This window comes from Algoriphagus sp. TR-M9 (assembly GCF_027594545.1).
Lineage (GTDB): Bacteria > Bacteroidota > Bacteroidia > Cytophagales > Cyclobacteriaceae > Algoriphagus > Algoriphagus halophytocola.
In genome coordinates this window covers 2,168,033-2,193,839 of record NZ_CP115160.1, presented here as the reverse complement: position 1 = coordinate 2,193,839, position 25,807 = coordinate 2,168,033, and the positions used below count along the sequence as shown (strand labels likewise).

23 protein-coding genes are annotated in these 25,807 nt (G+C 42.2%); 8 read left to right on the top strand and 15 right to left on the bottom strand.

Annotation, left to right across the window (positions count from 1 at the left end; genetic code table 11):
* Window positions 1-474: 474 nt before the first annotated feature.
* Window positions 475-1,062, top strand: coding sequence for a hypothetical protein (locus PBT90_RS09510; protein WP_264810184.1), 588 nt, complete (start codon window positions 475-477; stop codon window positions 1,060-1,062).
* A 56-nt stretch (window positions 1,063-1,118) separates the two neighbouring features.
* On the opposite strand, the gene PBT90_RS09505 is transcribed toward PBT90_RS09510, so the two are convergent.
* The 4 genes from PBT90_RS09505 to PBT90_RS09490 all read right to left on the bottom strand — a co-directional run bounded on the left by PBT90_RS09505 (window position 1,119) and on the right by PBT90_RS09490 (window position 5,723).
* The gene (locus tag PBT90_RS09505; RefSeq protein ID WP_264810182.1) at window positions 1,119-1,751 is read right to left on the bottom strand and encodes a DUF2306 domain-containing protein; all 633 of its coding nucleotides are present in this window, start codon (window positions 1,749-1,751) and stop codon (window positions 1,119-1,121) included.
* A 55-nt stretch (window positions 1,752-1,806) separates the two neighbouring features.
* The gene (locus PBT90_RS09500) at window positions 1,807-2,301 is read right to left on the bottom strand and encodes an SRPBCC family protein (RefSeq protein ID WP_264810181.1); all 495 of its coding nucleotides are present in this window, start codon (window positions 2,299-2,301) and stop codon (window positions 1,807-1,809) included.
* A gap of 15 nt (window positions 2,302-2,316) precedes the next feature.
* The gene (locus tag PBT90_RS09495) at window positions 2,317-4,449 is read right to left on the bottom strand and encodes a polysaccharide lyase family 8 super-sandwich domain-containing protein (protein WP_264810179.1); all 2,133 of its coding nucleotides are present in this window, start codon (window positions 4,447-4,449) and stop codon (window positions 2,317-2,319) included.
* A gap of 170 nt (window positions 4,450-4,619) precedes the next feature.
* On the bottom strand, window positions 4,620-5,723 hold the full coding sequence (locus PBT90_RS09490) for an alanine racemase (protein ID WP_264810178.1): 1,104 nt from the start codon (window positions 5,721-5,723) through the stop codon (window positions 4,620-4,622).
* 495 nt (window positions 5,724-6,218) lie between these two features.
* Between PBT90_RS09490 and alaS the strand changes: the two genes are divergently transcribed.
* From alaS to PBT90_RS09475, 3 genes are read left to right on the top strand one after another with little or no spacing between them, the layout of a single operon-like run.
* Entirely contained in the window at window positions 6,219-8,843 is a 2,625-nt protein-coding gene (gene alaS / locus PBT90_RS09485) for an alanine--tRNA ligase (protein WP_264810177.1), read from the top strand.
* Window positions 8,844-8,864: 21 nt separating this feature from the next.
* Window positions 8,865-10,325: an Asp-tRNA(Asn)/Glu-tRNA(Gln) amidotransferase subunit GatB gene (gatB, locus tag PBT90_RS09480; protein ID WP_264810176.1), complete on the top strand. Its 1,461-nt coding sequence runs from the start codon at window positions 8,865-8,867 to the stop codon at window positions 10,323-10,325.
* Window positions 10,326-10,329: 4 nt separating this feature from the next.
* Window positions 10,330-11,442, top strand: a complete 1,113-nt coding sequence (locus PBT90_RS09475) for a TlpA disulfide reductase family protein (protein ID WP_264810175.1) — start codon at window positions 10,330-10,332, stop codon at window positions 11,440-11,442.
* A 75-nt stretch (window positions 11,443-11,517) separates the two neighbouring features.
* Here the strand turns inward: PBT90_RS09475 and PBT90_RS09470 are convergent, their stop codons facing one another.
* Window positions 11,518-13,008, bottom strand: coding sequence for a glycoside hydrolase family 32 protein (locus PBT90_RS09470; protein ID WP_264810172.1), 1,491 nt, complete (start codon window positions 13,006-13,008; stop codon window positions 11,518-11,520).
* Between the two features lie 11 nt (window positions 13,009-13,019).
* A complete protein-coding gene (locus PBT90_RS09465; protein ID WP_264810171.1) occupies window positions 13,020-14,294 on the bottom strand; it encodes a glycosyltransferase in 1,275 nt (424 codons plus the stop codon).
* A gap of 582 nt (window positions 14,295-14,876) precedes the next feature.
* Here PBT90_RS09465 and rfbA point away from each other — a divergent pair.
* Entirely contained in the window at window positions 14,877-15,737 is an 861-nt protein-coding gene (gene rfbA / locus PBT90_RS09460; protein ID WP_264810169.1) for a glucose-1-phosphate thymidylyltransferase RfbA, read from the top strand.
* 28 nt (window positions 15,738-15,765) lie between these two features.
* Here rfbA and PBT90_RS09455 read toward each other — a convergent pair whose 3' ends face one another.
* From PBT90_RS09455 to PBT90_RS09435, 5 genes are all read right to left on the bottom strand, one after another.
* Window positions 15,766-16,788 carry a hypothetical protein gene (locus PBT90_RS09455; protein WP_264810168.1) on the bottom strand — a complete coding sequence of 341 codons (1,023 nt, stop codon included), beginning with the start codon at window positions 16,786-16,788 and terminating at the stop codon, window positions 15,766-15,768.
* Between the two features lie 3 nt (window positions 16,789-16,791).
* Window positions 16,792-17,109, bottom strand: coding sequence for a DUF3817 domain-containing protein (locus PBT90_RS09450; RefSeq protein WP_270132932.1), 318 nt, complete (start codon window positions 17,107-17,109; stop codon window positions 16,792-16,794).
* A 2-nt stretch (window positions 17,110-17,111) separates the two neighbouring features.
* Window positions 17,112-17,675: a hypothetical protein gene (locus PBT90_RS09445; RefSeq protein ID WP_270132927.1), complete on the bottom strand. Its 564-nt coding sequence runs from the start codon at window positions 17,673-17,675 to the stop codon at window positions 17,112-17,114.
* 80 nt (window positions 17,676-17,755) lie between these two features.
* The gene (locus tag PBT90_RS09440; protein ID WP_264810165.1) at window positions 17,756-18,283 is read right to left on the bottom strand and encodes an acyl-CoA thioesterase; all 528 of its coding nucleotides are present in this window, start codon (window positions 18,281-18,283) and stop codon (window positions 17,756-17,758) included.
* Window positions 18,284-18,405: 122 nt separating this feature from the next.
* Window positions 18,406-19,068 (bottom strand): protein-L-isoaspartate(D-aspartate) O-methyltransferase, encoded by a 663-nt coding sequence (locus tag PBT90_RS09435; protein ID WP_270132923.1) that lies wholly within the window; start codon window positions 19,066-19,068, stop codon window positions 18,406-18,408.
* A gap of 110 nt (window positions 19,069-19,178) precedes the next feature.
* Between PBT90_RS09435 and PBT90_RS09430 the strand changes: the two genes are divergently transcribed.
* Complete coding sequence (locus tag PBT90_RS09430) at window positions 19,179-19,775, top strand: riboflavin synthase (RefSeq protein ID WP_264810163.1); 597 nt, start codon at window positions 19,179-19,181, stop codon at window positions 19,773-19,775.
* Between the two features lie 64 nt (window positions 19,776-19,839).
* Here PBT90_RS09430 and PBT90_RS09425 read toward each other — a convergent pair whose 3' ends face one another.
* The 4 genes from PBT90_RS09425 to PBT90_RS09410 all read right to left on the bottom strand — a co-directional run bounded on the left by PBT90_RS09425 (window position 19,840) and on the right by PBT90_RS09410 (window position 24,496).
* Window positions 19,840-20,937 (bottom strand): formylglycine-generating enzyme family protein, encoded by a 1,098-nt coding sequence (locus PBT90_RS09425; protein ID WP_264810162.1) that lies wholly within the window; start codon window positions 20,935-20,937, stop codon window positions 19,840-19,842.
* Window positions 20,938-21,009: 72 nt separating this feature from the next.
* Window positions 21,010-22,020: a helix-turn-helix domain-containing protein gene (locus PBT90_RS09420; RefSeq protein WP_270132913.1), complete on the bottom strand. Its 1,011-nt coding sequence runs from the start codon at window positions 22,018-22,020 to the stop codon at window positions 21,010-21,012.
* 419 nt (window positions 22,021-22,439) lie between these two features.
* Window positions 22,440-22,985: a ferritin gene (locus PBT90_RS09415; protein WP_264810160.1), complete on the bottom strand. Its 546-nt coding sequence runs from the start codon at window positions 22,983-22,985 to the stop codon at window positions 22,440-22,442.
* Between the two features lie 164 nt (window positions 22,986-23,149).
* The gene (locus PBT90_RS09410) at window positions 23,150-24,496 is read right to left on the bottom strand and encodes a M28 family metallopeptidase (protein ID WP_270132910.1); all 1,347 of its coding nucleotides are present in this window, start codon (window positions 24,494-24,496) and stop codon (window positions 23,150-23,152) included.
* A 68-nt stretch (window positions 24,497-24,564) separates the two neighbouring features.
* Between PBT90_RS09410 and PBT90_RS09405 the strand changes: the two genes are divergently transcribed.
* Complete coding sequence (locus tag PBT90_RS09405; RefSeq protein WP_264810158.1) at window positions 24,565-25,080, top strand: DinB family protein; 516 nt, start codon at window positions 24,565-24,567, stop codon at window positions 25,078-25,080.
* A 10-nt stretch (window positions 25,081-25,090) separates the two neighbouring features.
* Window positions 25,091-25,789, top strand: a complete 699-nt coding sequence (locus PBT90_RS09400; protein ID WP_264810157.1) for a potassium channel family protein — start codon at window positions 25,091-25,093, stop codon at window positions 25,787-25,789.
* The last annotated feature ends 18 nt before the right edge of the window (window positions 25,790-25,807 follow it).

Below are 25,807 nucleotides of genomic sequence, written 5' to 3'. Positions count from 1 at the left end.
AAAAGGTAGGGATTATTTTCTATTGTGTCATAATGACACTTATATAATTTTAAGACTTTGTTTTGAAATTAAGGAGGTAGGCTTCTTGTCAAAACCTACTATTCCAAAGCAGGTTTGTCCGCTTCTTTGCCTATCATCGGACGAAAAGTGTACGCAAGTGAACAAGAGTACAGCCTTTTTATTTTGGCACCCTAGGAAATACATGTTTTTTGAAATTAAATTTCCTTAACAATGCTGGAATGCCGCAACCTGAATTTTGGGGTAAAAACCATAAAAGTGTCCGCTGGCATAGCAATCGAACACTAGACTGACCGATAATTGTGCAGGTTTGGTTAAAAATCAATGAATTTTTCGGAATTAAATTCTGTGATTTCTTAATGACCTTATTTTTCTCAGGTTTTTCTCATCTTCCGGATTTTCAATTGGTATGAGCTTGGCAAGAGGAGAAGCATAACTCTAAACCAACAAATTATTATGAAGACTTTATTCACAGTAGCACTAGCAGGCGCATTATCTTTTGGCGCATTCGCAGCCGATGCAAGCGAAGATTTAAAAGAACTTTCAGCAGTGAATACCAATTTTAAAAAGGTAAATGTAACCTTGAAGGAAGGGGTAGGAATAGCGAGAATTTCTATTTTGACTCCTGAAGGAAAATACCTGAACAGCAGAAAGGTGAAGGTAAAAGATCAAAATGTGGTCGTGCCTTATGACCTGGCAAATCTTCCGGTAGGAGAGTATCAGATTAGAATCGAAACTGAAGACGAAGAGATTCAATACAAAGTTGAAACTAAGGAGCAGCCAAACCCTGCCGCGGCTTTGCCTCTGATGGCCTATGGTAAAATCATGAATGACCACACCATACGCTTATCTGTGGTAGGGCTGCTTGAGCCAGGCGTGCAGGTAAAAGTCTTTTCTGCCATCACAGACAAAGTAATCTATCAAGAGAAGGTAGATCAGCCAGAAGGCTTCGCCAAAAATTACTCTTTCAACGGAATTGGCGCTGATGAAATTTACATGGAACTGACTGACGCAAAAGGAAGAATGAAGACCTTGCACTTTTAAAACTTAAACACTTGTAAAGAAGCCCTGATTTTCGGATCGGGGCTTTTTTTATGGGGTCAATAGCTTTGCCGTAAAACTTGCCTTTTTCTCACTAGCCAAAAAGCCACCACCATATTTGGCACCCAGCAAAGCCAAGCCACCATACGGTAAGCAGGTATAAACTCCCCTTGATGCAAGGTGATAAGAATTGGAAGCCAGATTCTCAGGGTTACTGCCGCAAAACATGCCGCGTAGCTATAGATCATCCAATCCTCATGAGCATCAAAATTTAGACGTTTGGCGGTTACCCAGCCCATCATAGTGGTAAAGAGCCAGATGATTCCAAGAAAAACAAAGCCCATTATACTGACTATTCCCCCCGTGGCATATAGCCCAATATATATTCCGGCAAGGCTACTGAAGAATGCAAATGTGACATATGCCATACCGATTTTCTTGTGGATTTTTCGGTTTTTGTCCCGAAAGGCTTTGGGGAATTGGGTCCATCCAATCAACAAGGAAAGTCCTCCTAAAATGATGTGAGTATAGAAAGCTGCATTCCAAATAGGATTGAGTAATAGTTCTTCAGTTTTGGATTGGAGAAGTCCGAAGTTTCTATCTAGGATAAAATAAAGGGCAGGGTAGAGGCCAATAATGGTACAAAGGAATGCAAATATCCACCAGCCAAATTTCTTGAATATAGCTTTCATGAATGCTTTTAGGTTGAAAGAATTGAGTTTTGAGGTGGTTGAAATGTATTGATTTTTATTTGGAGAGATAGTTCTCTAATTGGTCAAAAGTGCCTCCAAACCCCTGTTCCATATTGCAAATATTCTCTTCGAATACCTGCTTGGAAGCTTCAGAAGCATTGTGAGCTAAAGAGACTAAATCAATTCTTGTTTTTCCAGCTTCTTCATAGAACTCTAGATCCACAATCATTTCCATTGGCCAATTCGGGCCAAAAGGAACTTCAGGAGCTTTGACTGTTTCACCTGCTTCATTAGAAAAGCTATTGATAAACTGAAGTTTGGAAGATTCTTCGATTTCCTGGATGATCCATTTGGCCCACATTTTATAGCCCTCCTTGTTCTTCAATACAAAGTGAACTCTGCCTTCAGGATAAAATTCAAAGGTTTTAACTTCCATTTCAAACCCTGTCGGTCCCCACCATTGCTTTAGGCTTTCGGCGGTAGTAAATGCTTGGTAAACTTCTTCTTTTGATTTGGAAAAGTATCTGGTGATTTCGAGTTGAGCAGACATATCTGGATTAGAATTTTAGAGGTCGATGGTTTTACTGACTGTAGATCCAGCCTTATTTCCTGTAGGTAAATCAAAATCAATGGTTTGATTATTGCCCTTTGAATTAATGCTCAGTGATACTTTGCCTGTTAGTTTTTGGGTAGGCTCGGCTAATGAAATTTTCAAGTGGGTATCCTGCTTTTGAATGAGCACAACAGCTGGCGCTGAGGATGAAATTCTGAGGTCTCCGCTTTCGAAAGCTCCCTTATCATAAAATACAAAACCTACCAGGCCATTCTTCTCATCCTCAACGGCTTGGACTTTTGAAGTGTTGCTGAGGATTTTAATAGTACTTGGGTTTTTGCTCAGGAGTGCTTCTCTATTCTCTACTCCAGGTAATATGACATATGCGTAGCTGTCGTTTTTTGGATTTACTTTATGATTGATCCAAAGTTTAAAAACATCCTGATTTATGGTTTTTTTAGATGAATTGGCATTAATTTCTGACCAGGAAGAAGCTTGATTTTTGGTTGAAAGCATTAGGTTGGAATTCTCTGGAAAATAGTATCCTATTTGGTCATGTAGTACATAGGATACTTTTTTTAGGTTGGATTCTGCACCTTGTGGGAAAATTTCAAAAGACTCTTTTTCAGCAATTTCCACCTCTCCTTTGAGTAGGGATTGATTGACTGTGGTCACTATGTTTTCCTCTCGGTCAGCTTCGATGCCAGCTCCTATACAGATGATTTTATCTTCAAAGAAAAACCAGGATTTGTTTGCTGTGGTTCGGTAAGCCTCCATAGCATAAACTGCGATACCGTTGAGCCCGTTGCTAACTCCTCCTACGAAGTCAGCGTTTCCAGAATCCGCTACCCAATTCGTACGTTTTCTTAATTTTTTGTTTTCAGGAGTAGTAGTACCGGGTATTTTATTCCATTCCCAGTTTGGAAAAATATTGAAATATTCGTTTCCATCTACCGCTATATTCATCCCCCCTTCGGTGAGAAATTGGCCATTTAAGTTTTCTCCATTTCCTGACTCAGTTCTTATCGTTCGGTTTGATGCTATATTCACACTTACCATAAATTCGGGTCTGTGATGAACAGTGTAGTCTGACCTCCAATAATGAATGTTTCTAGGAGTAATGCCGTGGGAGATCGGCTCTTTACCATCAACTCTAGCTATAGCTTTTCTATATTCATCCTGATGCTCTTCCAGGTCTATCTCCATGATTTGTTTGATCAAACCTGAATTGGTTCTGGTGGCATTATTTCTGGCAATGCCGCGGCCTATTACGCTGTAATCCACATATTTGCCTCGCATGCTTTGCAGGTAGCCATTTCTGGTAAAGTCTGAAATCAAAGCGATCTGTTCAGGCGTAAAGGAAAAACTGGTTCCCTTTATATAAACAGCGATATTTCGTATGCCTGAAAGAAATTCACGTCCATAGCCATGCATGTATAATTCAGGCCCATGGGCATGAAACGACATGTCGCTTTGGATACCGTCTTTTGAGCTGATTCTGATATTTGCTGAGGTGGCACTAACTGCCTGTTTTAAAAGGTCAGCGTTTTCCGTCAGTGCAGCTTGCATGATCATATGCTGCGCAATATCCGTGAGATTGGAACCGTCCTTTCCAGGTGATTTTGTGATAGAAGCTGTTTTGCTCATCCAGCTGATTAATTTTTCCTCCAAATCTGCCGGTACCCCAGGTTCTACCGTCCGCATTGCGATCAATAGCTGTCCAATTTCCTTTGGGACGCTAATACTCAGCCACCACCAATTTTTCGAACTTGGTTCAGGAGTTAAATTTGTCCAATAGTTCATGGCGTTGATAATGCGCTGATGTGTACTGGCGCTTAAGTAAAACTTGGTTCCTTTTCGGCTGTAGGCTTTGGCCATGATACCGATTCTCTTGATGTGCAGGTCCGGCTTCCAACCTGTCATGGATTTGTCAGCATAGTTGATGTCCGGCCAACTACCGTCTGGCTGAATTTCCTTTTGTACGGTATTCGCTTCCTTGTCCAGCTGAGCTGAGTTTGGAGAATTTTGATATTCTTGAAATACTCGGTTTCTGATAAGTTCGAAATCTGATACCTGATAGGCAAAAAGAAAATTGCTAGAAAATAGTAGGGAGATTAGGAGTAAAAAGCTAGATAAACGATACATGATTTTAAAATTACTTGGCACAGAATAGAAATATGTTTCTTATTAAAACATAAGATTATCTTTTTAAAAATAGTTGAATTTAAGTAAAAAGACTAGGCAAGTTTACCTAGTCTTCGCGTGTTGATAAGTGGTTTTATCAAAATTTAGTTTTTTAGTCAATAATCTTTTTGCTAGACACAGCCCTCCGCGTGATCCACCATTTTTCCATCCAAAGTCATATAGCCTCCCATCGCATCAGCTGTCATGCAGGAGTGGATTGGTAAAATCCCCAAGATATCGCCTACTTTCACTTGCTCCAGCAATTCATCGGTAGCTTTAATGAGACCGTGCTCCTGCGAGATACTCTTCACGAAAGATTTTTGCTCTGTAATGGTCCAGCCATTTTCATTTAATAAAACTACCTCGCCAAAGTTTTTCAGCCCATTTTCTCCTACTAAAACATCCTTGGCCAAATGTACCCCGCCACCATGGACAAGAATTTCTTTCTTATCCTTTTTGATATCGACCACAGGTACCGCTAAGCAAACTGCTACATCTTCACGATCGCAGCTACCTAAATCCACTTGCATCATATCATAAAACACAAAATTCCCAGGCCCCATCTCATCTATATCGCCAAAGTCCTCCATCACCGCACAGCCTGGGGTGTCGCCGGTTCGGGTGAGTAAATGCGGGTATTCAGAGTTGTATTTATGCTTCAGCATGCTAAGTGCATTTCTCGTTTGCTCATACAACTCAGGAATATCGGGCATGTAATAGGAATGTCCTGCATGCAAGTAAAAGCCCTTAAATTTCAATTTATCTGAATTCTTGGCGATGAGTAGGATTTCCTCGATCAGACCAAAATCACTCACTTCTACACCCGTTCTGCCATAGCCTGCGTCTATTTCTATGAAAAAACCTACGGTATGTTCCAATTGATCCGCAAGCATGCGCGCAGTATCAGCATTGATGAGCTGTACGGACATGGATTGGCGGGCTGCTATTTCGTTAAGTTTGGGGATCTCGAGGGGGTTGAATGGAAATGCGATATGAATATTTACCCAGCCCTGACCAGCATGATATTCGGCCATTTTTACTGAGGAAACCGTAATCTCTGTGATATTATATTCCTTGGACCAGTCGCCTATTTGGTTGGATTGCGCAGTTTTGAAATGCGGAACCAATTTCATGTCGTGTCTAGCGGCTTTGTCTGCCATGCGCTTGATGTTTGCCCGGCAGATTTTCTCGTCAAGAAGTAGGGTAGGAGAGGTTATTTTATCTAGGTAGCTCATTGGTGATTGTTGAGTTATTAAAAATTTTATTGAAAGTAAGAAAGATTTGCGAGGTGAGAAATATGAATTACGAGATTCCTGAGGATGGAGCTTGGGTTTTTTCTCGCGGCGACGCAGCGGAGCGGCGAAGGATAAAAGGTTCTTTCTTTGGCTTAATGGAATAAAAAATCTCCCGCAAGGGCGCAAAGGCGCAATTTCTATTTTCCTTTAGTGTTGAAGGAGGCTTGATTTTATAAATCATTTCAACTGCTCAAAAATCCCGTATATCGTATTTCGTAAATAATCACCTATTAGATTTTCACTAATCTCTTTTATCGCCGCGCCGTTGCGCCGCCGCGAGAAATTTTTTATGGGTTCCGCCCTTGCGGGAGATTTTCATAAGACAGAAATTCTCACCCTCATGCAGGTAACACCGTCAATTCTGTTAATTTTGTCCCCCAGTAAAATCGGCTGTAATTCGGCCTAAATAGCATTCTTAATTGCCTCAAAACCTTCATGGAAGCAAAGAAAATACGGAGCACCTTCATTGAGTTTTTCCAATCAAAGCAGCACCAATACGTTCCCTCATCACCGATTGTGGTCAAAAATGACCCTACTTTGATGTTTACCAACGCGGGAATGAATCAGTTTAAAGATGCATTTCTGGGAAATGAAATCGCCAAATTCCCAAGAGTAGCCAATTCTCAAAAATGCCTTCGTGTCAGTGGCAAGCATAACGATCTCGAAGAAGTAGGTGTAGATACCTATCACCATACCATGTTTGAGATGTTGGGTAATTGGTCTTTTGGAGATTACTTTAAAAAAGAGGCGATTACCTGGGCCTGGGAGTTATTGACCGAAGTTTATGGTTTGGACCAGGATAGACTCTATGTCTCGGTTTTTGAAGGGGATCAAGGTGATAACTTGGGAATGGACCAAGAGGCTTATGATTTCTGGAAGGCTATCGTGCCCGAAGACAGGATCATCATGGGCAACAAAAAGGATAATTTTTGGGAGATGGGTGATGTAGGGCCATGTGGACCATGTTCTGAAATTCACATTGACCTGAGACCTGATGCAGAGCGTGCTCAAATAGCAGGGAAAGATTTGGTGAATAATGATCACGAGCAAGTTATAGAAATCTGGAACCTGGTTTTCATGCAGTTCAACAGAGTTTCGGACGGATCTTTGAAAGCTCTTCCTGCTACACACGTAGATACAGGAATGGGTTTTGAGCGATTGGTGAGAGCTATTCAGCACAAATCCTCCAACTACGATACGGATTTATTTGCGCCTTTTTTGGACGCATTGGCTAAGAAATCGGGCAAAGTTTACGGCAAAGATTTGCCGACAGATATTGCGTTCCGCGTGATTGTAGATCATATCCGTGCAATTTCTTTTACCATCGCTGATGGGCAATTGCCATCCAATAACAAAGCCGGTTATGTGATACGCAGGATTTTGAGAAGAGCAGTTCGCTACGGATACACGTTCTTGGGTTTCCACGAACCGTTTTTATATGAGTTGACAAGTCTTATTGCAGACAATTTTGGAGATATTTTTCCTGAGGTTAGACAGCAGCAGGAGTTTATTGCGAAAGTGATTTTCGAAGAAGAGACATCCTTCCTTCGTACGCTGGACAATGGCCTGAAAATGCTGGATCAGATTAAAGCTGAATTAGCAGAAAAGGGAGAAAATGTAATTCCTGGCAAAACAGCGTTTGAGCTTTATGATACTTTTGGTTTTCCGCTAGATTTGACATCCTTGATTGCCCGCGAAAGCGGACTTTCGTTGGACGAAAAAGGCTTTACCAGGGAAATGGAAGAGCAAAAGTCCCGCTCCAGAGCTGCATCTGAATCAGAAACCGGTGACTGGGTGGTGGTGAATGAGGATGATGGAGTGGAGTTTGTCGGCTATGACTTTTTGGAAGCTGATTCTCGTATAATCAAATACCGTGTGATTTCCGATAAGAAAGGTGACAAGTACCAATTGGTTTTGGATAAAACACCATTCTATGCAGAAAGTGGCGGGCAAGTAGGAGATACAGGAATATTGATTTCTGATACTGAAACAATCAAAGTAATTGACACAAAGAAGGAGAACGACTTGATCGTTCATTTTGTAGAAAAGCTTCCTGCATATCCAGCAGCTAATTTTGGAGCTGAAGTTGACGCTGAAAAGCGGTTTTTGACTGAAAATAATCACACAGCTACACACTTACTTCAGGCTGCTTTGAAAGAAGTTCTTGGGGATCACATTCAGCAGCGCGGTTCCTTAGTGAATCAGAATTTGCTTCGCTTTGACTTTTCCCATTTTAGCAAATTGACGGATGCCGAAATTTCAAAAGTAGAGGATATCGTGAATGAGAAAATCAGACAGAATATTCCTTTAGTGGAACAAAGAAATGTTCCCATCGAAGAGGCGAAAAAACAAGGGGCTACTGCGCTATTTGGTGAAAAATATGGAGACTTTGTGCGGGTGGTTACATTCGATCGAGATTTCTCTGTAGAACTTTGCGGAGGTACACACGTACCCCAAACAAGCCAAATCGGTTTATTCAAAATCGTTTCCGAAGGTTCCAGCGCATCTGGTGTGAGAAGAATCGAAGCGGTAACTGCCGAGGCAGCAGAGCGGTATTATCGAGAGCAGGAAGAGCTTTTGAAGAAAGTTCAAGAAATCCTCAAAAACCCTAAAGATCTGACCAAGTCTCTGGAAGGATTGATCCAGGAAAGAAATGAGTTGAAAAAGGAATTAGAGGAGCTCCATCTGGAAAAGGCAGGAGCAGTGAAGGCAGAACTACTCAGAAAATTTGTGGAAGGTGAAGGGATGAATACCTTAATTGCCCAAGTGACCCTTCCGAACGCTGATTCACTGAAAAAGCTGGCTTACGAATTGAAAAATGAAGTGGAAAAAGCTTTTGTAATCCTAGCTGCAAATATTAGTGAGAAGCCTCAGATAGCTGTCATCATTGACGAAGAATTAGTTAAAAATAAAGCGCTAAATGCCGGTCAAATCGTGAGAGATTTGGCAAAAGAAATACAAGGAGGGGGCGGAGGACAGCCGTTTTTTGCCACTGCTGGTGGAAAAAATCTCGCTGGACTAGAAAATGTAGTAGCCAAAGCGAAGGAGTTGTACCTTTAACTGATCAGAAAAAGAAGCAAAATGCTAAGCGAGGAAATACGGAATAAATACCAATTGGTGATCGGGCTGGAAGTACATGCCCAGCTATTGACAGAAAGTAAAATGTTTGCTGCAGATGCCAATCTATACGGACAAGCTCCAAACACTCAGATTTCTGTCATTACCCTGGGGCACCCCGGTACTTTGCCTAAAGTAAATCGCAAAGCTATTGCCTATGCCATCAAGATGGGCTTGGCTTGTAATTCGCAGATTACACGTCACAATGTCTTTGCCAGGAAAAACTACTTTTACCCGGATCTTCCCAAAGGATATCAGCTCACTCAGGACAAAGGGCCGATTTGTGTAGGAGGAACGGTTCCCATAGAATTGGCAGATGGTACCAAAAAGGAAGTGCAGCTAAACCGGGTACACATGGAGGAGGATGCCGGTAAATCAATTCACTTGGCCGGAGAAGCAGATACCTTGGTAGATTTCAACAGAGCGGGCACTCCCCTCATAGAGATCGTCACCGAACCTGATTTGAATAGCCCGGAAGAAGCCTATGCATTCTTAGTGGAGGTGAAAAAGCTGGTGAAATACCTGGATATATGTGATGGAAATATGGAGGAAGGTTCGCTTCGCTGTGATGCCAATATTTCTGTAAGATTGAAAGAGGCTAGCGAACTGGGCAAGAAGGTAGAGGTGAAAAATATGAATTCCTTCAGAAATGTATTTCGGGCCATCGAACATGAACACGAACGCTTGATTGGATTAATAGAAGCGGGTGAGGAAGTAATTTCTGAAACCAGAACCTTTGATGCTGCTACAGGACTGACTTCGAGTATGCGCACCAAAGAAGACCTGAACGATTACCGGTATTTTCCCGAACCAGACCTCAGTCCGGTGGTGATCTCTGACGAATGGCTCAATGCCGTGAAATCCTCCATGCCGGTTTTGCCTAGAGATTTGCATAAAAAGTTTGTGGAAGAATACGGTTTACCGGCCTATGATGCGAGTTTTCTCACGGAGGCAAAAGAAGTAGCCCACTGGTTTGATGAACTATGTTCCAAAACAAATAATTACAAAGCTGCGTCCAATTGGATGATGGGACCGGTGAAGTCGGCTTTGAATGAACTTGCCCTTCAAATGGATGATTTCCCAGTAAGTAGCCAATCTTTGGCATCTCTGATCAGCCTGGTGGATGAAAACAAGGTGAGCCATACAGCCGCTTCGCAAAAGATATTTCCCGCACTGCTCCAATCTCCAAATGAAAGTCCTTTGGAAATAGCCCAGCGAATGAACCTGATTCAAGAAAGTGACGAGGGATCTCTTAAACCTATCATTGAAGCGGTTCTGGCGGAAAATGCAGCAAAGGTAAAACAGTATAAGTCAGGCAAAAAAGGGCTTATTGGGATGTTTATGGGACAAGTGATGCAGAAATCCAAAGGTAAAGCAGACCCGAAAGTTGCCACGAAATTATTGACCGAATTATTAGAGAATTAAACCCATGCTAAATCGAATTAATGCAATTGCCTTATTACTCATTTTTAGCTTTTCTGCCTGTTCAGAAAAGGAAGTTAAAAATGATGGCACAGTAACCATTTCCGGTACACTAGAAAATGCCCCTGGGGGGGATATTATTCTTTCTCAATTCACCGACACCCGACCGAAGGTTTTGGACACCTTAACGCTGGATGATAAGGGCAGTTTCGAATATCAGGTTTCTGTGGATACTCCTACATTTTATGAGTTGAATCTTTACGGTCAAAAGTCTGTAAGACTAGCACTTCTGAATGAGGATGTTCAGGTAAACTACGATTTCTCCTCTCCAGAAAGTCTGGTGATCGAAGGATCTAAAGATTCTCAGGAAATGGTCAAAATCGAAAAAATGATGGAAGCCTATCAGACCAAGGTCAATGCTTTGAATGAAGCATATTATGAGGCAATGAGTGAAAACGACTCGGAGCGCATCAAGGAAATCCAAGCTGAAGCCATGCTTCTAGAGAGCAATCAAGCTTCCGAAGTCAAAAATGTGATCAACAGCATGGGGGATAGTTTCGCTTCCTTAGCTGCCATAGGACTGATCAACCCGAAGAATGAATTTCAGTTCATCGATAGTCTGGTGGCTAAACTAGACGAAAAATATCCTGAGACGAAGTCTATCATTCAGTTGAAACAGCAATTGGACGAAATGCGGGCACTTTCCATGGGGCAGGTAGCACCTGAAATTGAATTGACAAATCCGCAGGGCGAACTGATCAAGCTATCGGATTTTCGGGGTAAATATGTGATGATAGATTTTTGGGCTGCTTGGTGCAAGCCTTGTAGAGAGGAAAACCCCAATGTGGTCAAACTTTACAATCAATATAAAGATCAAGGATTTGAAGTATTCGGTGTTTCGCTGGACCGTACCAAGGAAGCTTGGGTACAGGCTATAGAAGAAGACGGTTTGACATGGACCCAAGTGTCGGATTTGAAATACTTTAACTCCGTGGCTGCGGAGACTTATCAGATTAATGCTATTCCGGCTACCTATCTACTGGATCCGGACGGTAAGATCATCGCCAAGGATCTTCGTGGACCTAGTTTGCGCGCTAAATTGGAAGAAATTTTCAATTGATAGAAAATTAAATTCTTAAGCCTATCAGCTGCCTCAAGATCCTTGTTGGATACACTTGAGGCAGCTTTTTTTTGCTTACTTTTTCAGATTAAAAATCTTTTTGTGCTTTAGGCTTTCATCAAATTCAATCTTGGTATAGGGGCTGTTGGGGAATACCAATGAGGTCATGACTAATTCGCCCTCGTTGACAAATAGCTCTATAGATGAGGCATCCAGGAAAATTCGGATGTTTTCTGCCTGCCAGCTCATTGGAGCAGAGTGCATAGCTCCAAAGTTTTGCTGGAAATCTACTTTTCCTGAATTTCTCCTGTCTATACTGACCAAATTCGATTCTTTAGAAATTAGCACTTCATCACCTTCCTCGTTAGAGATGCTGATTGAAAATTGATCTGAGCCATCCAGCTCGGACAGGATTTCCACTGCTTCGGATGGCAAGTCGGAAGAGCTTCCATTGATTGGGTAAGCTTGAGCTCTAAGTTTTTCCAGTTCTTTGGCTGGAGCAGATTTCAGCAGTAAAGTACCAGATACGTCAAACAAGCTCAATTCCCGTGGAGTGGTCATGGCAGACCTCCAGGCTTTGGTTGGGACCACATTGCCATAAATCCAATTACTCATCCAGCCTATAAAAAGCGTTCTGTTTTGATCAGCAGGGAGGTTACTCCATGTTACTCCAGCATAATTATCCGGTCCATAGTCAATCCACCTAATCATGCTATCATCCGGGATGAATTGGCCGTCTTTAAAGTCCCCGATGAAATACTGCGTGGCAGATCCTTTTTGCGGTCCTCCAGGATTGATGCTAACCAGTAACACCCATTTTTCCTCCCCGGACGGTGTTTGAAAGGGAAGCAAATCTGGGCATTCCCATACACCTCCATGAGCACCTATATTTTTGCCAAACTCCCCTGAAAGCGTCCATTCTTTGAGGTCTGGTGAAGTGTAAAATCGTATATGATCCCAAACTGCCAATGTCATCACCCAAATTTTACTTCCGTCTTCATTGGAGATCTGGGAAACTTTCGGATCTCGGAAATCCCGGATTCCTGGGTTTTTCAATACTGGGTTTCCTACATATTTTGACCAGGTTCTGCCTTGATCGGTGGAGTAAGCCAAACTTTGATGTTGGAAAGTACTTGATCCAGATTCCGCTCCTTTGGGGTCGTGATGGGTGAATATAGCTACCAAAGGTGGACTGTCTGCTGTACCCAATCCAGAGCTGTTTTCGGCGTCATACACTGCACTTCCTGAGAAAATATAGCCTAGACTATCAGGATAAAGAGCAGTGGACAAATGCTCCCAATGGGTTAAATTAGCTGAAACTGCATGTCCCCAATGCATAGGCCCCCAAACCGTACTGTCTGGATAATACTGGTAGAATAGATGATATTCCCCATCTAAATAAACAAGTCCATTGGGGTCGTTCATCCAGCCGGTCATAGGGCTAAAGTGGTAAGCGGGGCGATATTCCTCTTTTACTTGGCTGGAAAACTGAACTTCAGGGCTAGATTCACAGCTCATGAGTAAGCCTGAAACTAGGAGGGCAAAAATTGTATTTGAATTTTTCATTTTCAGGTGATTCAATTTCTGTTGAGAACCAAATCCAGGACAAAGTTACGTGGTGCTTCCTGTTTCAGCTGATCAGAAATGGTTTTGGCAGTTGATTTATAAGTTGGGTTTTGCCAAAAGTCCAATAGAGCTCGCTCGAAATCTACCTCATCCAAATCATGAATACTAGGTCCCAATGGACCTAGTCCTCTCTTTACGATGATCCGATTCCAAAAATACTGGTCAATAATATGTGGCATAATCATTTGCACACATCCATGTGCTGCTCCGTGGTGAGTAGTGCCGGAACCGCCATGGTGTATGATACCATAAAGTTTAGGTAAAATCCATTCGTATGGAATCTGATCTACATAGAATATAGACTCATCAGTCCCCTCTATTTTTTCCAATCCTCCCCAGGACAAATTTACAATTGCGGGTATTTTGTGTTTTTGAAGCAAATGAATGATTGTAGCAGAGTGTTCTTTAGGTTTGGGATTTCCCATGGACCCAAAAGTGATCAAAATGGCCTTGGAGTACTTTTTCAACCATTTTTCTAGGTTTGGATCTGGAAGAAAGGATTTCATTTGATTTCTGAAAAAATAGCCTACTATGTGTGCGGATTTTGGCCAGTAACCCGGTTTTGGGAAAAGAGTAGGAGAGATAGTATACACCGTTTCCAATTTTTCCTCTTCAAATTTCCTTAAACTAGTGGAGTTTATTTTCAGATCGGGAAAGTCTGAGTAATGTTTCTTCAGGAACTTTTTCATGGTCAATCTTCTCGCACCATTCACCAGCCTGTAGGAAAATAAGTTGAGCTTTTTGCCGAATGGCTTCCATTTTCCTAGGCCGATATGCGGAAATTCCTCCGTGGGATGCGTCAAACAGGGTAGAGGAGTAAGGAAGGTGAATTGGTCTGGTCTTGCCATGGCTGCTACAAAATAGTATAGACACTTGGCGTGAAAAATTACACGGTCTGGCTTTTCTTCCAATAAAACATCCCGCTGCTGGTCAATCAGGATTTGCTGCAGACTCATGGAGCTTTTAGCCAGCTGAATGTAGTTTTTGAATTGATTCCAGGCGCTCCCTCCACCACCCATGATATTCTTACCACTTTGACTATCTATCAGTTCTAGAAACCTCCTGTCAAAACCGAGGAATTTGTAACCAAGCTGAGAGACTTTTTCCCGGAATTGCTCGGGAAACAAGCAGACGATTTCATGACCAGCTTCAGAAAAAATTTCGGCTTGAGACAGAAATGGTTCAATATCACCACGCGTTCCTAATGCTGAGAATACTATTTTCATTGCCTGTATGATTGAATGTTATTTGCATAAATTGACAAAAATGCCAATGGGGTAACACTTGCTTCTTCTGTACCGAAATTCATCCTTAAAATTTAATTTAGTATTTAAACTCCATACATTTGGATTCATTTTTGATAAAAGTTTTCACTAAATAGTTCTTTGCCTTTAAGAAACCGATGACAGTTTCGGAAGGATTTACACCTACAGATCTGAAATTCTTATCTTAATTTAAAAAGAATCAAAAAGTAAAGCAGCTTTTGAAAATCAAACTTTGACAAATGAAATCAAGAATGACTTTGGGTTCTTTATTAGGTTTGATTTTTAGTGGTTTGCTTATTCACTTAGCTCAGGAAGAAATATCTATAAATATATGAAATCGAGCATGTCGAAGATCGTCACACAGTGGGATGACTATAATTCTTGCGAAGATTCCATCCCGTTTCCTTCGTCACGGGACAGGTTATGGCCATTAAAAATCAAATTATAAACACATGAAATCAAGCATGACCCGAAGCGACACACAGAGGGATGATTATAATTCATGCGAAGATTCCATGTGACCTTAAAAAAAATTATAAACACATGAAAGGAATAATTTTGGCCGGTGGATCCGGTACTCGCCTTTATCCATTGACAATCTCTGTGAGTAAGCAGTTGATGCCGGTATATGATAAACCCATGATTTATTATCCATTGTCTGTTTTGATGATGGCTGGCATCAGGGAAATTCTGATTATCACCACTCCAGAGGACAGTGAGGCATTTCAGCGGCTTTTGGGTGATGGCTCACAGGTAGGCTGCAAGTTTCAATTTGCTGTGCAGCCTAGCCCGGATGGATTGGCACAGGCATTTATCATTGGAGAGGATTTTATAGGAGATGATGATGTAGCTCTAATATTGGGCGATAATATTTTCTATGGTTCGGGGCTACACAGAACTTTGCGCGAGCATACCAGTCCCAAAGGAGGAGTGGTATTTGCCTATCATGTCAATGATCCTGAGCGCTATGGTGTGGTAGAATTTGATGAAAGTCAGACTGCCATCAGCATAGAGGAAAAGCCGGCGGAGCCAAAGTCTAATTTTGCGGTGCCTGGGCTTTATTTCTATGACAATAGAGTGGTGGAGATTGCAAAGCAAATCAAGCCTAGCCCAAGAGGAGAGCTGGAAATCACTGATATCAATAACGAATACCTCAAATTGGGTGAGTTACAGGTGGCGATTCTCAACCGAGGGACTGCCTGGTTGGATACCGGTACCCACCAGTCTCTTTTGCAAGCGGGGCAGTTTGTAGAGGTGATAGAAGAACGCCAAGGATTGAAAATTGGCTGTATAGAAGAGGTAGCCTATAGATCTGGCTTTATCGGTAAGGAAGAATTGCTCAAGGCAGCTGATAAACTGGGGAAAAGTGGCTATGGTGTTTATCTCCGTCGTTTGATTAAATAAGCCTCTACCATATTGACTGTTTATTGGGTCATTTCTTGAGAAGCTGTGCTAAACTGGTTCTCATGATTTGGCCCATATTTTTGCAGGCCAGGAAGTCATCATTGTGGTAATACTTAGCCAGTTCCGTCTTGAGGGCTAGCACATTTTCTGGCAAGGCAATGGTGTCATGCTCCATGGCTCGAAGTATATCCTCAATGCCCTGTCTGGATGATTTAAGTCGGGTAGAAATCAGTGCACGCTCTTCCTTCTGATACTGTACCATAGATTCGGGCGTGATGTATTTCATTCCCAATTGGATCAAGGCATTGTTTTCCTTGAAATACTGAGGTAAGTAAATCGTTCTTTTGCCCTCATAGGACTGCTGGTCAAAGTCAATTGCACGGATTCTATAGTGTGTTTCTTCGAAGTCCGGAGTGACGTCTATTACAAAATTCGAAGAATGCATATCTCCCAGTAATCTTACAAAACACCTTTCATTAAACTTTACAAATTCCTTTGCCAAACGGATGGGATTAAGGTGCGGATCCTCCATGTGCAATCGCATAAATTTGTCACCGGGTATCCCGGCAATATGCTCCTCGATCAAGGTGTTTTGGTGAACCAGGTATGAAATTCTATTGGGTGAAAGTAAATGTTCAAGTTCGAGTCCATAAACTCTTGAAGCATCGGCATTTTTGACATAGAAATAGTCAAAGTTATCATTGATCCTATTCACGATTCTCACTCGGAATGGCTGGGTGTTTCCATACACGCAGAGATCGATTCTATCCACGTAAAGGTGTTCCATTACGGTCATATCACCGCCAGCTTTGAGCAGGGCATAGATTTTTTTGACGTTTAGGTGTATTTCTTCCCGGTCAGATTGATCATAGAAAACCGTTTCCCAGAGGGTGTCCTGCTCCTTGGAATCATAAAGCGCAATGGAATTGGAGTAGCGAAGCAGCTCATGATAGTGAATGGGAATATCTACTTCCCGGGAATACTTAATCAGGTAGCGCCTCAGTCCGTTGCTGATGGGGTAGATTCGCTTTTTTTTGCTGATCAGGGCCATGATTTAAAGGTCCACGTGCTGACTTTTCTTCAGATTTCTATCAAAAATAAATGGACCAAATGGAATAACTGCAGCAACTAGCGCAAAGAATGTTCTACTGAAAGTCCATTTTAACTTTCGGGCTGTAGGAAAAACAGTGATGATATAAATGATAAAAAGAGCACCATGAATGGAGCCGACGTAGGTGACTGCTAGCGGATAATCCCACATGTATTTTAAGGGCATGGCGATGAAGAATAGGACTAATGTAGATATACCTTCAATCAATGAAATCCAGCGAAAACGCTTTGCCCAGGTATGTTGTTGAGGAGTGAGGCTCATTATTATTTCGAAATGTTAAATAAGATTTTCAAGGTGTTCCAAAGTTTACCTTTTAAGATTTTGTCCTCTGCGATGCTGGAAAGCGCATCTGCAAATAGGTATTCTACACCGGCTTCATTATGAATATGATACTCGGTGGTTGGAATAGCGTTTACCGGGTGTTTGATTCGCCCAAATTTTAGGATAATATGAGGATTCAGTTCGTAGAGCTCTTCCAGTGATCTGCCTTCTACCTGTTCCGATGAAAGCATTCCTACACTTTTCATGGAGTGGCCTACTGCCCCAATCATTTTCACCAGCATTTCCATGACCGGCTCTGGCAGCTCTACTTCTTCATGTAGAACCAAAATACCCTTTTCAAATGCTCCCCTGACTTGGATAGGCGCGGGTTTTTCCTCGTGATCCGGAACTGGGCTTACTTTGAGCTCAGGTTTTGGTTCCTGTACCAGGTTACTTTGAGGTTCGGTGTCAACGGGTTTTTCAGGCTGTGAAACATCCGTTTTGAGATCTTCCTTGAAAAGAAAAAGGTCTTCGGTGATAATAAACTGGAGCTCTTGGCTGCTCATATTTTCCATGTCGGGAAATTGCCTAAAAATCCCCTTTTCGCAAAAAAAAGCGGGATAATATCGCTATCATCCCGCTTGTTTTATTTTTGAAGATCCAGATTGAAAATGGATTTGAGTTCCACTGCATCTTCAGGCTTCATCCGTTTGGCTAGCACCAAGCGAAGTTGTCTTCTTCGTAATGCTCCCTCAAAGTTTTCTATTTCCTCAGCGGTCTCAGGCACCAATTCCGGGATACGGGAGGGTTTTCCATGCTCGTCCACAGCTACAAAAGTGAAAAAAGCCCGGTGAGTAGTTACTTTTTTCTTAGCAGGAATATCCTCTGCAGTCACTTCGATGAATACCTCCATAGAGGAATTAAATGCTCTGGTAACCTGTGACCTGAGGGTGACTACATTACCCAAGGCGATGGGTTCTTTGAATGAAATATTATCTGCTGATGCCGTTACCACTATGCTGTTGGAGTGCTTTTGCGCAGCAATGGCAGCCACCACATCCATCCAATGCATCAATTTTCCCCCCATTAAATTGTTCAGGGTATTGGTGTCGTTTGGCAGAACCATCTCTGTCATGATCACAGCTGATTCTTTTGCAAATTTCTTCTCGCTCATAATTCTAAATTTCAACAAAATTAAAATTAAAATTCGGCTGTAAAACCATTTAATACAAAAAATCGAAATAATATTCTGAAAAACCCAGTTATATAAGCTTGGGTTGACTTTCTTTGAAAAGCTTATCCCCAGCCGTCCTTGCCCAGTAAGGGGACAAAGGCAAAACCATCAAATTCCTCCCTTGTCACTTTGCCATTCGCTTTTTTAGTCAACCGGAGCATGGTTTGCCGGCGGCGATCACCCACCGGGATTACTAAGATCCCACCTACTTTGAGTTGAGCTACCAAAGCTTCCGGAACAACGGGGGCACCGGCAGTTACGATTATTTTATCATAAGGCGCATAACTGGGCAATCCACCTGTACCATCCCCGTAAAAAAGGTGCATTTTGATGCCCAAGCGGCTTAAAAACCTCTGAGTGCCTTCAAATAATTTTCGCTGGTACTCAATGGTAAAGACTTCCGCTCCCAGTAGATGCAAAATACTACCCTGATAGCCCGACCCGGTACCGATTTCCAAAACCCGATCACCTTCTTTGATTTCCAAAAGTTCTGTTTGGAAAGCTACAGTGTAAGGCTGAGAGATAGTTTGTCCCTCGCCTATGGGAAAGGCCTTGTCTTCATAAGCATGGGAAATCAGTGCAGAGTCAAAGAAAAAATGCCGGGGCAAGGTGTTGATAGCCTGCAATACCCGCTCATTTCTTATTCCTTTTTCTCTCAATAAAGCAACCAGCGCTCTCCGTTTTCCTTTGTGCAGGTAAGTATCTTCGAGTTTGAGTAGGGGCATGGGTGAAATTTGATTCTGCGATCGAAGATAAAAGAATATTTGGCTTAATTTGAACTCTGAACAGGCATTTCTTGCTTAGTCATTGAAACATTGAACCTTAAATTTTCCACATGTTTACTGGTATTATTGAAAGCTTTGGCACCATCAAGGAGATCACTCAGGATGGTACAAATGTTCATTTTGATTTAGAATCCAATTTGGCTCCGGAACTGAAGATCGATCAATCACTAGCTCACGATGGAGTGTGCCTAACCGTGGTTCAGACTACGCCTCAGGAATATAGAGTTACAGCTATAGAAGAGACTATGCAGAAAACCAACCTAGCCAACTGGGGAGTAGGGAAGAAGGTCAATTTAGAGCGATGCATGCCCGCGAACGGTAGATTTGACGGACACATCGTGCAGGGTCATGTGGATCAAGTAGGGAAGATTAAAACCATTTCTAATCAGAACGGATCTTGGCTTTTTGACCTGGAATTTGACCCTGCCTCAGGCAATGTCACTGTGGAGAAGGGCTCTATTACCATCAATGGTACCAGTCTTACCTGTTTTAATTCCGGTCCGGGTAGGTTTTCTGTGGCCATCATTCCATACACTTACGAGCATACGAATTTCCATGAGCTTAAGCCCGGGGATTTGGTAAATCTGGAATTTGATATTTTAGGTAAATACATTCAGCGGATTATCCGTGGATATGAGTTGCCCTAGTGCAGGCTGAAAAACGAAAAAGGCAAGCCATTCCTGACTTGCCTCTTTTCACGCCATTGTCGTATTACTTACTTGCCAACGTTTTGTCTTCAGGATCTTTAACCAGCCTGAAACCTACATTGGAAGTTCCACTGTCAAATGCTTGTCCCTGTCTGGCAGATGGGCGGTAATTCACGCAATAATTATCCGCACAGAGGTATGAACCTCCCTTGATCACGCGCTCCATGGCATAAGGATTATTAGGCACATAGCACTGATTGACATTTGCGTCCAATTTCGGGGCTTGTCCCGCTAGTCTGGCATATTTCAGTGCGTCATACCAGTCATCAGTCAGCTCCCATACATTTCCGATCATGTCATACAATCCGAAGGTGTTCGGAGCAAAAGATTTCACCGGTGAGGTGCCTTCAAAACCGTCTAAGGACTCATTTCCATTTGGAAAATTGCCTTGGAAGGTATTGGCCAGGTATTGTCCATTTGGAGTAAGCTCGTCACCCCAGGCAAACCTTTTACCATTGGCTCCGCCACGTGCTGCAAATTCCCATTCGTTCTCGGTCGGGAGTCTTTTGCCAGCCCAGTCGGCGTAGGCTTTAGCATCTTCATAAGCGATGTGTACCACCGGATGGTTTTCTCTGCCTTCCAGATCAGATCCAGGTCCTTCCGGATGTCTCCAGTTGGCACCAGGGATCCAGGTCCACCACAGGGAGATATCCTGTAATGGTACGGCCTGAGCAGGAGGCGTGAATACCATGGAACCGGCTACCAGTACATCGTCGGCAGGCTTTGGAGTGTCTGGTGGCAATTGTTTTTTTAGATCTTCCCAAACTGGCTTCTTTTCGGCTAAAGTCACATAGCCAGTCTCTTCTACGAACTCAGAAAACTCGGCATTAGTAACTTCATGGGTATCCATCCAAAATCCGTCTACCTTTAATTCTACGGCTGGTTTCTCAGCCGGGTAGGCTTCTGTTTCGTTGGTACCCATGACGAACTCGCCGCCTGGGATCCATACCATCCCCTCTTCTTTGGTAGTAGGGGCGGGTTTGGTGGCGATCACCATTTTATCCTCATCAATTACTTTTTCTGAAGGTTTTTCTGAGCAGGAAGCTACTAGCAATCCTGCCAAGGAAAATCCTATCAGGGTATAAATTTTACTATTCATCATCACGGTTTCGATTGATCCTCTAAATTAATGGATTCTTTTCGCTATAAGAAAAAAATGAACGTCCAGTCAGGTTCATTCTTCAGGCTCTGGTAGTAATTTTATGAGCTCGTAGACTTTCTTACGCAGCTTATTGAAAAACTGCTTTCGTTCTTTTTCGCAGACCACGCTGATTTGAGTGGATTTTTTGATGAGGTTTTCCAGGTTTTTAAACATGGCATCGTTAAAAACCGGGTCAGAGGTTCCGTGAAAATAAATCACACTGTGGTTCAAATAGGTGACTTTATTTTCATCCATGGTGGCAAAGAAGGTATTATCACCGATGATAAATTCATTGACAAAAAAATTGAAATCTGCTCCTTCTATATCTGGGTGTTTAGGAATGATTTTTTTTCCTGTCTCGGCCATGTTTTCCAAATTGTCAATCACTTCCAGTACGCAGTTGTATAGAAATAGTGCATCTTCTGTGCTGGTCATGATGCCCATTTCGTGATAGAGGTCAATTTGCCGTAGTGTGGTGGTGATTCCTTCGATATTCCAGATTTCAGTACTCGGGATCTTATGATAGGCCTTGAGTATTTGCTCTGTTAGCTCAGCGTATTCATCGTAAATGTTGTCTGAAATGCTGAATTTTTTATCCTTTAAACTTTCATTGTACAGAATGGATTTCATCCAAAAAAAGAACTTGAATGCTGCCAATTCTTTATGGTAATAGTGATGGAAGGGCGGCATATCTTTTACCAGCCAGTAGATGTGTTTATTCGTAAAGCTGCTTACAAACTTGAGCTGGGCAAGCACATCTTCCATCCATTCTTTAAAGCTGGTTTCCTGGTAATTATTTTGGTGACCTTTGAACAATATACTGTCTGAATTGAGGCTAAAAAACCTATCCACGGACACATTGAATTTATTGCAAAGGATTTCTATTTCTTCAAAATCTAAAAGCTTTTCTCCTCGAATACGCCGGTAAGCACTGTCTATACTGATCTCTAAAATCTCTGCAATGACATCCACCAGCGAGGTGTAAGAGGGCATGGATGTTTTGATGGATTGGAAAAAAGCTACCTGGTTTTTATTAAATGCCATAGAAACTAGGAAATGAGGTAATTGAGTTAAGTAAATCTTGCATAATTTAAATCAAAGCCTGTGAAGTAAAAATCCTAATCGTACAAAACTTGACTTTTTTGAGAATAATTTGAAGTTAACTGTTTTTTACCCCCATAAAACCCGGTTCCTCATTCTGTTAAAAGCAAAAAAAAAACGATCCTAAGATCGCTTTTTCTTTAAAGATGATATTTGCTTTTATATATCCGCTTTTCTTCCAGTAATGAGGCTAAAGCAATAAAGCACATGTTAAACTTTAGAATTGAGGCCACTTCAGCCTGTCCCGCTCCTGCGGGAGTCTTCGGTCACTTGTACTGAGCGCAGTCGTAGTATCGGTCTTCCGACCAGATATGCGAAGGATCTAAGGTGACGGGCGTCATTGCGGATAATCATATTAACTATTAAGCTTGCTGCGGATGTGCAGCATCGTGGAGCTTGCCTAACTCCTGATCGATGGTCCAAAGTCCAACTCCTTCTTCACCTATAATATCAAATAGCTCCAGGGCTCTTCTGGACATGGTTTCTTCCTCTCTTTGTTCAGTCACATACCACTGCATGAAGCTGAAAGTCGCAAAGTCTTTTTTGGTAAAGGCGTGATCTACGATCAAGTTAATAGACTTAGTGACATTGATTTCGTGCTCCAGGATTAGTTCAAATACCTCGCGTAGTGAATTGAAGTTATGACGGATGTCACTGATCTCTGGCTGTATGGCGTGGCCTCCAGCCTCGTTGATGTATTGGAAGATTTTCATCATGTGCATTCTTTCCTCATCCGCATGGGTGTAGAGGTATTTTGCAGCATTTTCATAGCCCATCATGTGACACCAAGATGCCATAGAAAGGTAGTATGCAGAAGATTTACCTTCCATTGCGACCTGATTGTTCAGCAGTTTTTCTGTATCGACTAATAAGGAACGCTGAAGCGTTACAATTTCTTTAGTTTTCATAGTTTTCGTATTTGTATTATTAAACTAAATATAGTGATTACAGTTCCACATCTAATGCATTCCTGCTGAATTTGGAATGAGTATAATTTAAAATTGTCTGCATATCCAATGTGCTGCAAAGAACCTTTCTTTTGATTGAGTGGCGTGCATCAGGAAGAATTCCCTTACCTGGTCAAAGGTGTCGGGAATACAGCCAAACTCTCTGCACCGGATTCGGACACCGCCTGTACCGCAAAGAAATAGTTGTCTTTGGAATAAGGAACTGTCAAGCTGGTGTCTGTGGTGAAAAATTTCTTTTCCCACATAGGAGAGGAGGTTTCGCGCATGAGTACATAGTAACCCTTTACATTGCCTATTTGAGGTGCTTTCCAAAGCAAACTGGACTTATTGCTTAAGCTACGCACATCGATTCTTACCTCCTCTGGTAGGCTAGGTGAATTGGCAAGATTGGCCAAAGCGGCAAGATTCACTCCGGCTACTTTTCTGAGGTATTCAAAATCCATGAACTCGGGTAAATCGCCGTACTGCACACCATCTTCTACGCGTACATTTTCATGCTGATGAATGTAGTTTTCATTCATTTCGCTGATGCGAACTGCAGTAAAACCATTTCTGGCAAAGGGTGTCTGATCTCCTCCCCGAAGAAATCGATCACTTCTATAGATCAGCTTGATTTCAAATTGGTCTACGTAGCGCTCCCCGACTTCCTTTACATATCGCGCTAGCTGTCGGGATTTGCTGTCATTGTCAGCGTTAGTATATCTGCGTACCGCTGCTTCTCGCTCCGTCTCAGCTAGGGGAATGGTTTCTGAAAATACCCGCAGCTTCAAGTTATCCTTCAGCAAAGTTTCTGAGGATTCACTGTTGCCCACTATGTCATTATTCAGTATAGCAGCTAGGTTCCAATTATTTTCCTTGGCCTTTTCAGCCAGATAGGTGGCGCCTTTTAGCCCCTGTTCCTCTCCGGTAAATGCCACAAAAAGAATGGTCGCGGAGAATTCATGCGAGGCCATAACCCTGGCCAGCTCTATTACGGCAGCCGTGCCGCTTCCATCGTCATTTGCCCCCGGAGCAGGGTTTTCGGCATCCATTACATCTTTATTTCTAGAGTCCATATGCGCCGAAATAATAAAAATACGGTCATCGGCAGGATTTGTCCCCTTCAAAGTAGCGATTACATTGGCGCCGGGGGAGTCAACTTGGATTCTTCTGTCATCTGCTGGAATGGTGAAGGCTTCGATTTCCGCAGACATCCTTCCTCCGGATTGCTTCGCAAAGTGATTAAACTTGGACAAAACATAATTTTGCGCAGCGGGCATACCATTTACTTCATCTTGACTCAAGGTATGACGCGTGTTAAATGATGCCAGTTGCCGGACATGATGCTCTAGGGAATCAGCAGAAATTTCAGAGACCATCTCTTCAATTTCGGCATTTCTATGGATGATGGTTTGGCTGAATGAATTTTGGACCAAAGCCAAAAGCGCAATAATCAGTAATTTTTTAGTCATATTATGGTAGGGGTTTATACTTATGCTTTAAATTTATCACATACTTATTTAAGCGAAAGAATTATTACATGAAAACCATAGAACAACCGAAAGAAGGGGATTATTCAGCTTTTTTTTCGACTTACTTGAAACAAACTTCCGGTAATAATTACGAAGAGCAGCTTTTAGAACAAACAGATCATTTGGTTCAATTTTTCTCCTCCAAAGCTGACGGGTGGGTAGATCAGCCCTATGAGTTGGGTAAATGGACCCCCAAAGAAGTGCTGGGACACATTATAGATACAGAGCGGATCATGGCCTTTCGGGCACTCTGTATCGCAAGAGGGGAGAAAGCTTCCCTTCCAGGTTTTGATCAGGATCCCTATGTGGTGAATGGCAAATTTGGTAAGGTTTCTATAGCGGACCTTTTGGATAATTTTGTAGCTCAGCGTTTGTCATTGATCAGTATGCTGAAAATTCTTCCTGATGGAAGCCTGGATTTGGTTGGCAGTGCAGATGGTAACTCGATTACTCCGAGAGCATTGCTTTGGATCATTCCCGGTCATTTTGCCCATCACTTGCAAATTTTGAGAGCGCGCTATTAATTAAAAAAGTATGGACCAATTTGGGAAAGGTAAAAGACAGGTGAAGTATGTGGTGAATTCCTTCACCAATTATTGGCTGACTGATGCCAGTTTTTCTGTCCTGCTGTTGATCCTGGTGTTCACAGTTTTTGTACTGCCGATTCTGATCGAGTACGGTCATGTGCATGCGCTTTTCGTCAATTCAGCATTTCTGTTTTTGTTCTTTACCGGGATTTGGTCCTCCCGGAAAAAATGGCTAATTGCGCTGACAGCCGTGCTTTTCTTTACGCAACTTACGCTTAGAATTATCAGGTTTTCCAGCTATGATTTTGAATATTACTTGGCCGAAAGAGTAGTAGGTTTACTAAATATGATTGTTTTTATATCATTGAATATTAGGCTTTTGTTTCGGGATTATGAAGTAAATATTTACAGGATTATCGGAGCAATCAATGTGTATTTGCTGGTCGCCATTCTGGGTGCATTTTTGTTTGAAATTATCTATTTGACCACAGGATCAGGAATAGGAGGTGATATCGAGTTGACGGGGATAGACAAGGACTTTGCGCTTTATATTTATTTCAGCTTGGTATCCCTGACCACCGTGGGATTTGGGGATCTGTATCCCATTCAGATTATGGCCAAAATGCTTTCCGTGCTACTGTCTACTATTGGAATACTCTACCCGGCTGTGGTGATCGCCAGACTGGTTTCCGTCGGTAAAAGTTAAACAAGGAAGGCTCCATTG